Source organism: Rothia sp. HMSC069C01 (assembly GCF_001814655.1).
In the GTDB taxonomy this organism is placed as follows: Bacteria; Actinomycetota; Actinomycetes; order Actinomycetales; family Micrococcaceae; genus Rothia; species Rothia dentocariosa.
Genome location: NZ_KV817375.1, coordinates 1 through 13,948 on the forward strand (window position 1 = coordinate 1; position 13,948 = coordinate 13,948).

The window sequence follows — 13,948 nt, forward strand, 5'->3', positions numbered from 1 at the left end:
AGCAGCTTTTTACTATGGCTGATGATGATATAAGTGCATGTGTGAATATTCTTGAAGAGATGGAAGTATATTACGCCACTCGCCAATTACACGGCAGCGGGCTATATCAAGTCATGGTTGGGTATGGGTTTGATATTTCACAGGAAAGCTTGCCGCGGGTGAAAGAGTTTTTCAACGATAGCATCGTGATTGCTGCTGACGGGGCCAAGTATCCTTGGTCAGGAATGGAAAAAAATAAGAAGTTTTTCTTCCCGAATGGTTTTCCGGATCCTCTGTATGAAGATGGAGATGACTGGATTGATGATCCTGATGAGTACCCTGAGAGCACATCCTACACCGGCGGTCATGAGGGAGAAAGTTCATCTGAGTAAACATAGTTAGGCTCCTTTGCCTGTCTGTGTTTTAGAGAGAAACATGCCTTATCAACAAGAACGGTCTGCCGTAGAATTTACTGCCCCTTTGTTCATCCGTGAAGACCAGTACTGGGAAAACCACATGCTGCCCTATCTAGAAACAGAGGGATGGAAGGTTATTATCGTTGACTGCACCGGGATAAAAACCACACTAGATTTTGCATACCGTCTGGTTGAGAGTATTGAGAGTGTCTATGCTATTCCGGATGATTTTAACCTGCGCTGGGCGTCCGAAGATGCCTGCCTGATCAACTGGTTCAATATGCGACAAGGACTCTTTGTCCTGTATAAAAACTTTGACGACCTCTTCGTGATGGAAGACGAGGACGTGAGCCTATGCGTAAATATTATTGAACAGATGGACACACGTTATACAGTACGTCCGATCCATGGTAGTGGTCTTTACCAAGTTCTTTTTGGGTGGGGATTCGAAATCTCGCAGGAAAGCTTGCCGCGGGTGAAAGAGTTTTTCGAGAATCATGTGGTAATCGCCGCCGATGGGGCCAAGTATCCTTGGAGCGGTGTGGAGAGGTTTAAGAAAGTGTTCTTCCCTAACGGTTTTCCTGACCCGCTGTATGAGGACGGTACGGAATGGATTGATGATCCTGACGAGTACCCCGAAAGCACTTCCTATACCGGCGGCAGTAATGGGTAAAGTACATCCGAACAAACCTCAGTATTCAATATTATGAGCTTGATGTTCGTGATTCTGGATACATTATCCGCAATGAACCAAGGATTAGAGGAAGACGAGACACAGAACGTTTAGTCGTTGGGAGTAATGGAGATATTTATTATACTCCTGATCATTACAGGACTTTTGTTCTTCTGAAAGGACTATAAATATGACTATTGATTTTAAAATGGATGAAAGGTATCCTATAACACCAAATATTTATCTAAAAGGAGAGCCTATTCTCCATAATAGGATAGATTCATTAGTTTCTTCTGGGTGGGAAATTATTGAAATTAGAGGAAATGTTATTATCGATTTTGATACCATGACATCTGAAATACTTCGTGCTATTAAATGTCCCTGGGATATTCCGGATTATGGTTCGCAATGGACATTAGATTATATTGAGGATATTGATCAATGGCTGGATATATCACATGGTTTTTTTGTGTATATATCTAATTTTGATGATATTATGCTCAAGAATTCTCGAATAGCAAGTTATCTTTGCCAGCATCTCCACCGGTTGCAAACCAGGTACCGTTGGGAGCTTTTGGAGGAAGGAGAAGCGAACCTTAAATTTGCCTACGGTTTTGAATGTTCTGAGAAGAATCTTTCGCTGGTGCGGGATTTTTTCCTAGGGCATGTGGTGGTTGTGGATAGGTTTGATCCTGAGCATCCTGAGCTTGGGAGTGCGGAGGCCCTGGTCCTTTCGTGGATGAGTATCCGCATTTGCCAGAGTAAAGGATTAGAATCAATAACCTATATATAAGAAAAGGCAGGGTTGTCTATGATCGATTGGTGTCGCTTGTGGGCAGCCCTGATGTTCTATATGTCGAACCATGATGAAACGTTTATTTTGATTAAGGAATAGAAAATGGGATTTTACACAGATAAATCGGATAAGACTTTTTTCCCGGTCGTTTATGTGCGGGAGGATGGTGTTTTAGAGCGGCAGTTAGAGCTGTTGCGGCAGGCGGGGTGGAAAATTATTGAGCTTTCCTGTGAAAAGTTTTTAAAGTCTTCAGGCTCCGAGGAAGACGCCATGATAGTTTTTGAAGCTATTGAGTTTCCTGATGAGATTCCTCGGATTCCAGAGGATTGGATTCATGAGTATCTTGAGGATTTGCATTGGTTGGATTTGAGTCAGGGGTTCTTCTTTGTTCTGAAGGATTATGATGTGTTCTTCCAAAATCAAGAAAAAACTGACTATTTTATGGCGAAGTGGACTGCAAAGTTGTTGCAGACAGTGGATAATGATTCGCGGTACAGGCATTCTTGGTCTGGGTATGCGGACTACGATCCACCGCATGTGCTCTATGGCATGGAGGTGTCTCGGAAACACCTTGATCAGGTGTTGGAGTTTTTTGAGGGTCGGGCGATTGTGGTGCCTGAGTTTGATGAAGAAGACCCTGGGTCCGAGTATCCAGTGTATGTTAAAAATAAGGAAGATACTATTAGAAGTTGGCGAGGGATGACGGTTGACCCAGAGGATACTGAGGGCTAATTGTATCTTCTGAATAGACGATGTGACGAAAAATCCAGATCTTCAATTTACTAAAGATGGTAAACGGTACTATGTTGAATGGGATCGTACTACTTCGGCACGTGAAATTGGGCATGCCGAACGTATCGCAGCTAATGATCCTAACCACGGCGGTATTGAGCTACGTATTGTTGACCCGTATAAAAAATAATTATGTTTGAAAGGGTAACCCCTATGGTTGAGGATGTTAACCGTTATCGTCTAGCTCGTGGTCGGTATGAGCCTACTACGTATAATTTGGTATTTTTTAGGGGTGATTACCATCGAATTGCTACGTATTACCAAGACTGGGCAAAAAATATAATATTTCCACAGTTTCTAACTAGTACTGAGGAAAATCTTGCTGGGGAAGCAATATTTGATGCCTTAAATCCTTTAACACGTGCAGAGTCAAAGATTATATTTGCTCAATGTCGTAATGGGTGGACTGTTATGTTAACTAATAGTCCTAAACCGGTGGATTATACAACAATAATGTGGAATATGAAAAAGAAATATTTATTAGATAGTGTTTTTCTGCGTTATATACCTAACATATACCCACCAAAAAATTATAAAGAACTTGAAAAATATCGAGAGTCTTATGGAAGTATTCGGCTTGCATATTATAATGGTTCTGGACAGAAAATCTGTGGGAATGACTGTGGCCGTTCATTGCACTTAGGGCGTGAAGGTGTAAGGAAATGGTTTTTTCAAAGTAGTGGTAATCCTTTTGAATTTGAGGATACAAATGTTTACAGTAAACATAAAGTAACTGACCGATTCTCTCCAGAACTATTGCTCCATTATGCACGGCAGCTGGGGATTGACCCATATAATCTGAGTTTCTACACTGGTCCTGCACTTGTATGCAATGTAGATGCACCTTGGATGCATGAAGACCCTGAGTCTTTGCGGCCTTTGAGCTTTACCCAAGCGCGCAAAGAATATAAGCTCGATCATCTTTACGATAGCTATGGTGATGATGAAGGCCCATTGAAACCATATCTTGATGATGTCCAGAAGAATGAATCTAAAAAATCTGATGAATTCGAGCCTTTAGATGAATATCAGGCTGATTCTCTACGTCTGAGTGAGCTACAGGCATTGTTGCCATTATCGGTTGAACAGGTTAGCGTGGGAGATTTGAATTTTTCTTTCACGGGTAATAAAGATAATTCTTCCTTTAAGGTCTATGTGGATTGTGACTGGCGTATCGCTCCAGCACTAGAGAAAAATCGCCTAGAGGAGTTTCCGAAGAATCAGCAAGAGCCTATTAAAGCTCTCCAAGGCGGCATGATAATTGCCGTTGAAGCGGATACACCAGATGCCTATGATCCGCTTATTACCGTTCGCGATATTCATGGTGAGGACTGGGTAATTCACATTCTGAGCGAAGACGAAAATGCTCCGTGGGGTGTCATACAAAATCGGGAACAGATTATCGAAGGCCCCAGTTGGCAGGCTCACGAAGCATGGAAAGAAGCACATCGACGGATCAGCGAATATTAGATTTAACCCCCTGTTTCCGAGAGATAAAAACAGTTCTCTGCCCAGAAGCAGTGTAATCTGTCTCTTTTTGCCCTTCACCGCATCGCCGGAAAGTGAACGGCGTTCCGGCTGGTAAACTGATGGTGCTATACGTGCGGTATAAAACCGCTCAGTCACCGTGTGAATGTGCCCCAGGCGTCTGCCGTAAGCACGTACCCTAAGAGAGGGTTTCTTATGATTATTGGATACGCCGCCGGCGCCTACGACCTGTTCCATTACGGGCACCTCGAAATCCTGCGCAAGGCGAAGGAAAACTGCGATTACCTTATCGCCGGTGTCGTGCACGACGACGTTCTTGAACAGACCAAGGGGCGCCGCCCCGTCATCCCCATTGATGAACGTGCCGCAATCGTCAGCCATATCGACTATGTGGACGAAGTCTACATCGAAACCACCCCCGATAAGATCGAAACATGGCGCCAGAAGCCCTTCAACGTCTTTTTCAAAGGCGACGACTGGAAGGGAACCCCGCAGGGCCTCGCCCTCGAAAAACGCTTCGCAGAGGTCGGTGTGAGTGTCCACTACTTCCCCTATACGGAGCACACCTCAAGCACCAAGCTCCGCAAAGTTGTTGATTTGTTAGAAGCTGAGCACGACTTGCGTGTAGAGATGCGCCGCTTCGCCGAACTTCTTGGTGACCGTGCCTACCATGAGGCGGTAGTCGCCGCTAAAGCAGAGACCCCCGTGGGAGCGGCAGAAGCCGAAGCATCCTAAAGCCCCATCGGTCGTTAGCATTCAGTACCCAACATAAGAAGGCTCTTTATTCGAATAAAGCGGGTTTTCCGCCGCTTCATTCACATAAAGAGCCTTTTTAGCAGGTAGACTAGCAGGTCAGTAATTAACCCTGCTGAGCGGTCCACTTCTCAGCCGAGGTACCAAGAACCTTGAGCACGCGACCAACCTGAGGTTCGGCAGCGGCAGCAATCTTCTTGCCCACCAGTGGAATCGAGCAGGAGACCTCACCATTGACGTCCACACGTGCCTGGCTGTCGCTCACAGGAGTGAGGGTCTGGGTAGCCTGTGCGCTTACAGGCATACCGCTAACCTTAACCTCGGTGTTCACGGTGCGGGTGCCGTCGGCAGCGGGTGCGCTCACCTTATCGGTCTGGGTCATACCCACACCGTTAGAGATGAACTTCTTCGCAATATCCGGCACGCGGTCTCCGGGGATGGTGCGCTCTGTGGTGATGGTGTACTCACCGGCGGGGTCACCGTCAAGGTTGAAGCTGACGAAATTAACACCAACCTCGTTGCATACAAAGCGTGCGAAATCTTCGCTGGCGTATGCTGCAGCGATCTGCTCAACCGACACGTTGACGTCGTTGGACTCTTGAACTGCCATATTTTCTCTTTTCCTTCCATGGCGCGTGCGAAGCCCCGGGCATCCTATCCGGAAGATAAGCGCTCCGAGGCTTTCGTACCTAACAGGTAACAGCCTTCGTAGCTGCACAACTTGAGTGGAACACCCGCGCATATGTGCGGTCTTCTGCCTCATATAGTGGCGAATGTTCCGGTGTAGCCTTACGTCTGAAAACTCGGCGGATACATGTGCACTATATCGTCGATAGCTACTTAGATTCTACTCGCTGGGTGTAATAGCGTTAATTCGAGCCATTTCTTGCTTACCCGCAGCGTGGGCACGTGCTGCCTGCTTGAAACGGGCTATATATCCCTCAGCACGGCGAGTCCTCCCCGAAAGCAGGTTATCGAGCCCCTGCGCCAGCTGTCCCGCTGCGATACTCGGGTTCGCCACATAGGGCTGTGCCGCATGAAAAAGTGAGGGATTTTCAAAGGCTAAAGTAAGCTTGTCGAACAGGTCTGCGCGGCTCTCAACGATAACGGCGCCGCCCTGCTTCTCCATCATGGTAACGAAAGGGACCTGGTGGTTATCGACAACTTCATCAAACTCAACGCGGCGCGGTACAACGAGGGGGATAGCACCGGTAGCACGCGCATCTTGAATAGACCCTGGGCCGCCCTGAACCAGTACAACCTGCGCCTTGGCATATAGGCGTTTGAGGGTTCCTGCGGGCAGAAGTTTAACGTTGTCTGCTCCTTCAACGGGGGAAGTATGGCCGTGTTGAATGAGGCATCGTACCTGAGGATTCTCCGCCAAATAAGCCTTGACCCACCGTAGCAGCCGATCAAAGGTGTGATAGTCGGTTCCGAGAGAAACCACAAGATCATAAGTATCCGCCGGAAGACGTGAGGGAGCCTGGGCGAGAGTGAAGCTCGCCGGATCGAGAATAATGCTATGCCCTGCAGTATGGGGCACGTTCTGAATAGACATATATGTCTGATCCTAACTCTAATCGGTGAGTGCGGAATCGGTCAGCCTAAAGAGTGGAAGTAGGCCAGCTAACCCCGAGTGGTTGGTAAATCGGAAGAGTTTCTGCGATTGACTCCGGTGGTTAGTCGAAGGTAATGCTCGCCCGCAGATGTTGTTATCAGTTTGTTATGTATTAAGTATATACGCGCAGACGCAGGATTAAAGTAAAACTTCACGGTCATGAAAGCGGTGAAAATTATTAATCCCACGCCCGCGCATATAATGCGGTACTGCGCCCTAGAAAATCGGGTGCAGAATCGTCGAATCCGGAAAATTCTTCTGCTGTTCCTCATTCTGAACGTTAAAGCTATCGGCCAGAATATAGAGCATTTTTCCCGTCATCGTTGGCAGTGTTGGGCGGTCATAACACTCAATGTACATGGTCTTGACCCGAAACAGCTTTGCCGCCACGAAGAACGGAACCGCAACCCCGGCCCCCGCAGAAACTACGGCCTGCGGTTTCTCCTGAGGAATAACCTTCAGAGCCAAGAAGAAATTCCGAATAGCGTTCTTAATATTGCGGGTCGTAGGGTAGTAGGCCCAATGCACACGCTCGTTCTCAAGCGCCGCCTGAACATCGGGCTGTTTGAAACTCACCCACACTCGCTCGTAGTTTTCCCATGCAGAAGCGGTCTCGGTCAGATGTTTCAAATGCCCGCCGCTGCTAGAGACGAGAAGTAACTTTGCGGACTTATCCGACGAATTAGTCATCGCTTACCCCTCCTTCTGCGGTTCCATAAATACTGCGATGCTCACGGTATTTTCAAGAGTCTGCAGGTACGAGAAGAGCTCGCGCAGCTTTGCCCGGTTAGTATCTTTATTCACCGGAATCAGGCACAAACGAGTGGCATTGCTGAATCGCACAACCTGCGGAAGCGTAGCGGAATTTCCCAAATCAACCACAACGGGAATGGAATTACCCGCAACATACTTCTCGGGGTTCTGCAGCGAGTGACTGTCTTTGAGCGACTTGTAGTCGATAAAACGCACCTGATCGCTTGGCAGCGCAGTGTAGAGAGCCTGGTACATACGGTAAGCGAGTTTGCCGGATACAGAACTGAGGGTAATACCGGCATAACCGGCCTTCTTGAGGTCACCATCCGTAGCGCCTACACGGTGCAGCAGCAACAGTGCGCCTTCGGTGTCGTTCGGCTTGAGCTCATGCGAATCGATACCCATTTCCTTGAGACGACCAGCGTAGCCCAAGGTACGCATCGAACGGTCATAAATGTATGCCGCAGCAATACCCACCAGCAGACCGAAGGCACCGCCAACGACCGTCAGAACCACGGGGGAGAGACCCTTCTGGCTCTTTGGAACCTGAGCCGAGGATACAACACGACCGCCCTCCTGAGAAATCAACTCAAGCTGAGAACGGCGTTCACGAAGCTGAGTAAGTTCGGAGGCAGGGATAGTAGTGCTATTTTTTGCTTCGTCAATCTTCTCATCGAGCTTCTTGCGCTGGTCCTCCACATTAGCCTTGAGGCCTTCACTGCGCACCTCCAGATAGGCTTCAGCCACGGCATTTGCGTAGTCAGCCGCTTGCTGGGCGTTAGGCAGGGTCACTTCAATATCCAAAACGGCCGACTGCGAAGTACCCGTTACCTTTGTGGCAGCCATGAGCTTATCAACGTCCATCGCCTGGTAGTTGGGGCCTTCTTGGTTAGCCTGAGCCTTGGTGACGGCACGCACGGCAACCTGGCGGGAACTTGCCGCACGGGACTCGGTGTTAATATCGACCTTCAAGGAGTTCGCGCTGCCCGTTCCTGAAAGGTCGTTCACGAGCGGATAAACTACCACAGTTGATTTCGCGGCGTATGACGCAGGGGAAATCACTCCGTAGGTTCCTGCAAGAATCGCCATCACTACGATCGGAATAAGAATAATGAGCTTATGGCGCCATACTCGCTGAACCTGCTCAAGCAAGGATGCCGAAGGCTGTTTCTCGGAAGTGCTCGAATTTTCCATGGTGTTCTCTTTCTGAACGATAATCCTGGGTCGTTCGTGGTTCGTGATCGGTGTTGTGTTGTGAGAGTCTGTCGTATCTTCAGGAGATTTCGCCGGGGCTTCGGCATTTGTGCTTTCCGCTGGTGTCGCCTGAGTCTTAGCGGCGGGCTGCGCGGGTATCATGCCCGTGGGTGTATTCGGGGCACCATTCGCGGTAGCCTGTGCAATCGCAGGAAGCCTTGGCTTCTTCATGGCTTGCACGGGTTGAGCTGGCTCGGGAGATTTATCGGCTTCAGGCTGTGCAGAATCCTGCGGCAGAGCATTTCTGAGGGTACCAACTGCAGAATCGGGTGAACCCGGCTCATCACCAGCCGCCGCACCCAGGAATATTGGCACGGTTGGCGATTTTTCGATATGCGGTGTTTTCCCCGTCTGGGGGTTGCTGTGATCCTGCGACGATGCGTTAGCCTGCGGCGCAGACTCTTGTTCTCTCCCCATGCGCGGAGTTTGTCCCTTCTCGTGAAGTTGTTCGTGGTGAACCGCCGTTCCCTCGGCGGGAGGCGTAGCTGACAGATGTTTCTCAACTGCGGTATGTTGCTGAGTGGGCGCATCCGAAGACTGCGCCGGTGGTGTTTTGGAAAGCGCCGCAGTAACGGCGGAAGCAATGCTGGAGGAGCGCTGAGGATGCTGCGGGGAAACCCCGACGAGCTGAACCATCGTTGCCCCGTGGGCAAGCGCATCATTCAAGCGCTGTGCATCTGCACCGGAATCGGTGTACTGCGGGAACGCTTCACGTCGCCCCTGAGCAATGGCGGCACGCACCGCTGAAAACTTGCTGGGGGAGCGAACGATCGCCATCACCGTGGTAGGCGCGTTTTCCGGGGTCTGGGCTGCAACAACTTCTTCCGCGGTTGCGGGTTTCTTGCGTGCCGAGAGGAAACGTTCAACGCCCAACGGCTTGCGGAAGCGCTTCAGCAGGTAACCGTAGCTTGGAACCAGAAGAACCAGGTACAGCACCAGAGCTACTAGGCTTTGCCCCAGAACCGCAAGCGGAATAAGGGCGCATACGGTCGGTACCGCACCGCCAAGGATGAGCGCCGGAGCCATTTCCTTGACGGTAGCGCGAATACCCACCAGCTTGAAGACCTGGTAGCTTGCCAAGAATGTATCAATCAGCAGCGCCGCCGCCCAAGCGGTGACGGCACCATAGAGCCCCCATAACGGGACCAAGGTAAGGTTCAGGATAATCGCCAGAACCAGAGCCGAGAGCTTATTGAGAAGCTGCCAACGGCTTTTACCGCTCATGAGTAGAACTGACTGCACGCCGCCCGCACTCATTGCGAGCATTGCCGCCGGGCAGATAACCCAGAGAATACCGGCGCCAGACTCGAAACCTTTACCAAAGAAACGCAGCAAAACCGGGCCGAAGAAAGCAAGTGAAAGGTAGAAAGGCCAGGCTAGGGCGGTGAGCACGCGGGTGGTCGCAAGGAAGATTTCACGGGCACGAACCAAGTTTTGGGTTGCCAGAGCCGCGCTGATCGATGGTCCAGTCACGATGCGCCCGGTGTGTTCGACCATAGTGCCAACACGCACACACCGGTTTACCGCGCCGTAGACACCGCCCGCGGCCGGTCCGAGGAATGCTGCGATAACCAGCACATCAATCCATTCGAGTGCGGTCTCGACAATGGCGGCAACACCGCGGGCAGATGAGAACATCCAAAAGGAACGCAGCGTTTCTTCCGGGGCATCCTGATGCTCGTTCGTGGTGGGCGGCGCATCCTGGCTCATTTCTTCGGGAAGAGGGCGGTTGAGCAGGTATGCGGTGACCGCCGTGGTGATAATCACCGGAATAGTCCATGCCCACACTAAGCCCATCAGAGAACCCGCGAGAATCACCGCAAGAGCTACGCCAGCTAGGCGAAGAGTCGGGAGCACCACGTTCTGCAGGAGGGTGAATGTCACTACCTGGTTTAGACCGCGTAACGCGCCGAACCCCACCGTCATGGCGGCGGCAATTATCAGGAACGGAGCGCTCACCCGTAGAGCGGTGGCGTATTCGTCGCTTCCCGGCATGATCAAGCTGTACACCAGCGCTGCGAGGGCTACGACAACGGCAAGAAGTACCGAGGGGAAAAGAGCGAAGCGGATAAGCTGGGGGAGCGCAGAGTATCGTCCCAGGGCACGCTGTGCGGACATCGTGCGTACAAGCCCGGTATCCGCGCCGAAGACTGAGAGCGAGGTTCCGATCGCAAAGAGTGCCATTAGACGGAAGAATTCACCGGCACCGGCGGCGCCGATTCCGTTTGAGACCACGAGGGTTGTAACGAACGCAATACCGGCACCGTACATCACACAGAGAGAAGCCAGCGATCCACTGCGTGCTAAAGAAGCATGACGTGCCATTAAAGCTCCTCTCTGTAATATTGCGCACGAATGCAGGCCATGGCGCTGAGCAAAAGAACGCTCAGCTGTGCCACATCGAAGCTATAGAAAATAATGACAACACAGCTGCAGACCGGAATGGAATGCAGCCAGAATCCGGCGGGTGTGCGCACCTTCAACCCTTCACCCAAAATACTGAGAATAAAGAGGGCATATATAGCAAGACCCACAAATCCGAAACAGAACATTAGAGTCCATAGATACCCCTGAGTACCCATCGAAACACCCACGCTCAATTCCATGCGGGGAGTTCCATACCCCACAATGGGAGACTCTAAGGACGCTGCCCAGGTTGAGCGGTACAGCGCCGCGCGACCGCCGGTCGAGTCAGAATATTGCTGACGACCCAAAATAGCCGCCACCGTGCCGGAGGCAATTAACGCGGTCACCACCCCGACAACCATCACCCCGGCCGCCGTTACCAAGCCCCAGTAGCGACCAATAATCAGGCGAATAATGACGTATGCAGTCGCAAAACCCAGACCGATGAACATACCGCGGTTACTGGTCGCAACGAGCGGCACGACCGATGCTCCGAGGACGATCGCCAAAAAGATGCGCAGAAGCCACGAGCGTGTGCGCGCAAAGAACGCGAACATCACGGGCGTAAGCACGGTAAAGGCAAGACCCCAGCTATTGGCGTAGGGGAAAGGAGCGGCGGGGCGCACGTAGGGTTCGGGCGCCCCCCAGGGGTTTTGAACCTCCGCGAAGGGTGGGAGCATATAGTCTTTCACCAAAGAGTTCGACATGAAACTCTGTGGCACGACGTAGCTCATTGGTGTTTGAACGCGCACTTCGGGGAAGAGCACGCCGCCCCATCCGAGTACGACAACCGTAACCCACAGGGCAGTTAAGCTGCCCAAGAGCTGATTGATCGAGATGCTTTCTTTAGCGTTGAAATAGTAGAGTGCATACACGCCCGCGTTGAGAATATTGACGAAGCGCAGCGTCCAGGCGATATAGTCTGTCACATCTTCTAACGAGACGGTACAGACAATCACCCAGAAGATGAACGCAGCCCATATCCAGAGCGAGCGGGGCACTCGCACGCCGCCGCGGATAGTCAAGTAAATGACCATCGTTACCGAAAGCACCAGCGGCACGATCTGAAGCAGCCCCAACGCCCAGAATGCCGGGAACCCATAGAACAGGGCGAGAAGAGGCCACGCAGGAAGACGTTTACGGGGTGCCTGTGCGGATGCACCGCCCGCCGCGGGCGTAGACGCGAGTTTCCTTGAAGCACCGAGGGTTGGAAGAGCTAGAGCAGTAGACATTACAGACCTCTTCCTGTCTTCTGAACGAGATCAAGAAGCAGCTGAGGTTTCACAATCCCCAGTGCTACCACGTATGCCGCCCAGGCACGTAATTGCTTTTTATCGCGTTTAAGGGCCGAGCGGGCGTAGGAACGAGCAAGATCACGGTGACCGAGCGCCGCATGCACAAAAGCTATCTGCCCGGCAATACGTGCCAGTCCACGCGGGCTACGCTCAAATTCGGGGAATTTTTGCAGTATATAGGTAAGCCCGTCCGCCATAGCCTGCCACTTACCGGCAAAAAATGAGGGACGATCCCACAGCACCAGAATAAGCGGTTTCTGCACTGAAAAAACGTCGCCGTAGCGGGTTGCTCGTAAGAGTAAATCGTAGTCTTCGCCGTAGGAAGCTGGCAGCTCCTCATCGACTAAACCGAGATGGTCGGTCACAAGGTCTTGCCTCGCATAGAGCATAGCGGAAGGATGAATTTCCGTAATGCGTGAGAGCAGAAAGTCATCGAAGGATGCACGCTTAGGCGCCAGCCGCTCAATGTCACGCCCACCCGAGCGAACGGTGATACCCGAAGAAACCGCGACCGCCTCCGGGTGAGCATTCCATAGTGCGAGTTGTTCGGTCAGCTTGGTGGGCATCCAATAATCGTCGTCGTCACAGAAGCCAATAACTTCTCCAGTGGCGGCAAGAATCCCGCTGTTACGACCACCCGCAAGACCGCCCGTGCGTGTGTTTGCTATCGTAATGAGCTTCCGATTTTCCGGAACCTGCACGTCTTCCAGTAGATCGGGCTCTACCCGGTCATACACCACGACAACCTCGATAAACCCCGCATAATCTTGATCGAGAATAGAGCGTACCGCAGTGCGCAGAGTTTCGGGACGTTTACCGTTAGTTGCGATCACGGCGCTTACGGCGGGAGCTGAAGATTCAAACTTCATGGTTATGCCTCCTGCGAGGGGGACGATGCGGGGGTTGCGAGCGTGACGTATTTACGGCGCATAGACAGCAAAACGGTCGCCGCGTTTGCCAAGAAAAGAAGCGCATAGACGAAGACGAAGATCACGCCAAAACCCCAAAAAATGTAGATCCAGCAGAGCGTACCGGCGTCCATATGCAGATTGATGAAGGAACGGAGGTTACCCCCGGTCGAAGGTGCCGCAGTTTTACGGTTTTTGCGCAGCTGCTCAGCGAGAATCTGACTCATAAAATGTCCGGCGGTGAGTACTGTGAACGCCATGGGCAGTGCCCAAAGAATCCAGCCACCGGGAAAACCATCGGTGGTATGTGATGCAGAGAAGTACTCGGGAAAACGGATGAAACCTACCAGCGTCGCTAGGTGTACGGTGGGCACTCGCATGGAATCTACTACATGGTCAAGCCATTCTCCGGCAGGTGAGGATGCGCCGGTCACGCGGGCTACCTGCCCGTCCGCCGAATCAAGCCCGTAACCGAGGGCAAACAGAAGCGCAACGATAACGCCTGTCAGGATTGTTGGGGGAGCGGTTAGAAGAACGATAACACCTGCCGCTGAGATAGCTGCGCTGACCGCCGTAACGCCGTTGGGCGTAATACCAAGAGAGACAGCGGCAGCAGCGAAATAGCGTGCAATCCTGCGGTTTACCCATCGGGTGTATGCGGGAACTCCAATACCTGGTTTTTGCGCTTGCTCAAGCGCTCTCAGAGTATCCGAAAAGCCGGGGCGTTCTGCTGTGCTTGGCGTAGTGATGTGACCCATGTGAAGAATCCTAATCGGTGATCAAAGTTTGAGGTGGTGCCGCGGGTGATGACGACGTT

At 51.5% G+C, this 13,948-nt stretch carries 14 protein-coding genes and 1 pseudogene; 8 read left to right on the forward strand and 7 right to left on the reverse strand.

Going from position 1 to position 13,948, the window contains the following annotated elements; all coding sequences use genetic code 11:
• The 8 genes and pseudogenes from HMPREF2981_RS00005 to HMPREF2981_RS00030 all read left to right on the forward strand — a co-directional run.
• Window positions 1–371: pseudogene (locus HMPREF2981_RS00005) on the forward strand (hypothetical protein); the annotation flags it as partial.
• 43 nt (window positions 372–414) lie between these two features.
• Complete coding sequence (locus HMPREF2981_RS00010; protein WP_070659797.1) at window positions 415–1,068, forward strand: hypothetical protein; 654 nt, start codon at window positions 415–417, stop codon at window positions 1,066–1,068.
• A gap of 23 nt (window positions 1,069–1,091) precedes the next feature.
• Window positions 1,092–1,256 (forward strand): ribonuclease domain-containing protein, encoded by a 165-nt coding sequence (locus tag HMPREF2981_RS11220; RefSeq protein WP_371326213.1) that lies wholly within the window; start codon window positions 1,092–1,094, stop codon window positions 1,254–1,256.
• A gap of 2 nt (window positions 1,257–1,258) precedes the next feature.
• Entirely contained in the window at window positions 1,259–1,861 is a 603-nt protein-coding gene (locus HMPREF2981_RS00015) for a hypothetical protein (protein WP_246825170.1), read from the forward strand.
• A gap of 105 nt (window positions 1,862–1,966) precedes the next feature.
• A complete protein-coding gene (locus HMPREF2981_RS00020) occupies window positions 1,967–2,596 on the forward strand; it encodes a hypothetical protein (RefSeq protein WP_070659800.1) in 630 nt (209 codons plus the stop codon).
• Between the two features lie 22 nt (window positions 2,597–2,618).
• Window positions 2,619–2,786, forward strand: coding sequence for a hypothetical protein (locus tag HMPREF2981_RS10815; protein ID WP_168165912.1), 168 nt, complete (start codon window positions 2,619–2,621; stop codon window positions 2,784–2,786).
• A 23-nt stretch (window positions 2,787–2,809) separates the two neighbouring features.
• Window positions 2,810–4,126 (forward strand): hypothetical protein, encoded by a 1,317-nt coding sequence (locus HMPREF2981_RS00025; RefSeq protein ID WP_246825171.1) that lies wholly within the window; start codon window positions 2,810–2,812, stop codon window positions 4,124–4,126.
• Window positions 4,127–4,339: 213 nt separating this feature from the next.
• Window positions 4,340–4,879, forward strand: a complete 540-nt coding sequence (locus HMPREF2981_RS00030) for an FAD synthase family protein (protein WP_004006160.1) — start codon at window positions 4,340–4,342, stop codon at window positions 4,877–4,879.
• 124 nt (window positions 4,880–5,003) lie between these two features.
• On the opposite strand, the gene HMPREF2981_RS00035 is transcribed toward HMPREF2981_RS00030, so the two are convergent.
• From HMPREF2981_RS00035 to HMPREF2981_RS00070, 7 genes are all read right to left on the reverse strand, one after another.
• Complete coding sequence (locus tag HMPREF2981_RS00035) at window positions 5,004–5,507, reverse strand: DUF2505 domain-containing protein (RefSeq protein ID WP_070659806.1); 504 nt, start codon at window positions 5,505–5,507, stop codon at window positions 5,004–5,006.
• Between the two features lie 237 nt (window positions 5,508–5,744).
• Window positions 5,745–6,455, reverse strand: coding sequence for a glycosyltransferase (locus HMPREF2981_RS00040; RefSeq protein ID WP_048755148.1), 711 nt, complete (start codon window positions 6,453–6,455; stop codon window positions 5,745–5,747).
• A 276-nt stretch (window positions 6,456–6,731) separates the two neighbouring features.
• Window positions 6,732–7,205 carry a PssD/Cps14F family polysaccharide biosynthesis glycosyltransferase gene (pssD, locus tag HMPREF2981_RS00045; protein ID WP_048753458.1) on the reverse strand — a complete coding sequence of 158 codons (474 nt, stop codon included), beginning with the start codon at window positions 7,203–7,205 and terminating at the stop codon, window positions 6,732–6,734.
• Window positions 7,206–7,208: 3 nt separating this feature from the next.
• A complete protein-coding gene (locus HMPREF2981_RS10485) occupies window positions 7,209–10,847 on the reverse strand; it encodes an oligosaccharide flippase family protein (RefSeq protein WP_083313822.1) in 3,639 nt (1,212 codons plus the stop codon).
• Window positions 10,847–12,160 carry an O-antigen ligase family protein gene (locus HMPREF2981_RS00060; protein WP_070659809.1) on the reverse strand — a complete coding sequence of 438 codons (1,314 nt, stop codon included), beginning with the start codon at window positions 12,158–12,160 and terminating at the stop codon, window positions 10,847–10,849. The genes HMPREF2981_RS10485 and HMPREF2981_RS00060 overlap by 1 nt, the downstream gene beginning before the upstream one ends.
• Window positions 12,160–13,092: a glycosyltransferase family 2 protein gene (locus tag HMPREF2981_RS00065; protein ID WP_070659812.1), complete on the reverse strand. Its 933-nt coding sequence runs from the start codon at window positions 13,090–13,092 to the stop codon at window positions 12,160–12,162. Before HMPREF2981_RS00065 ends, HMPREF2981_RS00060 begins: the two co-directional genes overlap by 1 nt.
• Before the next feature lie 2 nt (window positions 13,093–13,094).
• The gene (locus HMPREF2981_RS00070; RefSeq protein WP_070659815.1) at window positions 13,095–13,889 is read right to left on the reverse strand and encodes a CDP-alcohol phosphatidyltransferase family protein; all 795 of its coding nucleotides are present in this window, start codon (window positions 13,887–13,889) and stop codon (window positions 13,095–13,097) included.
• Window positions 13,890–13,948 lie beyond the last annotated feature (59 nt).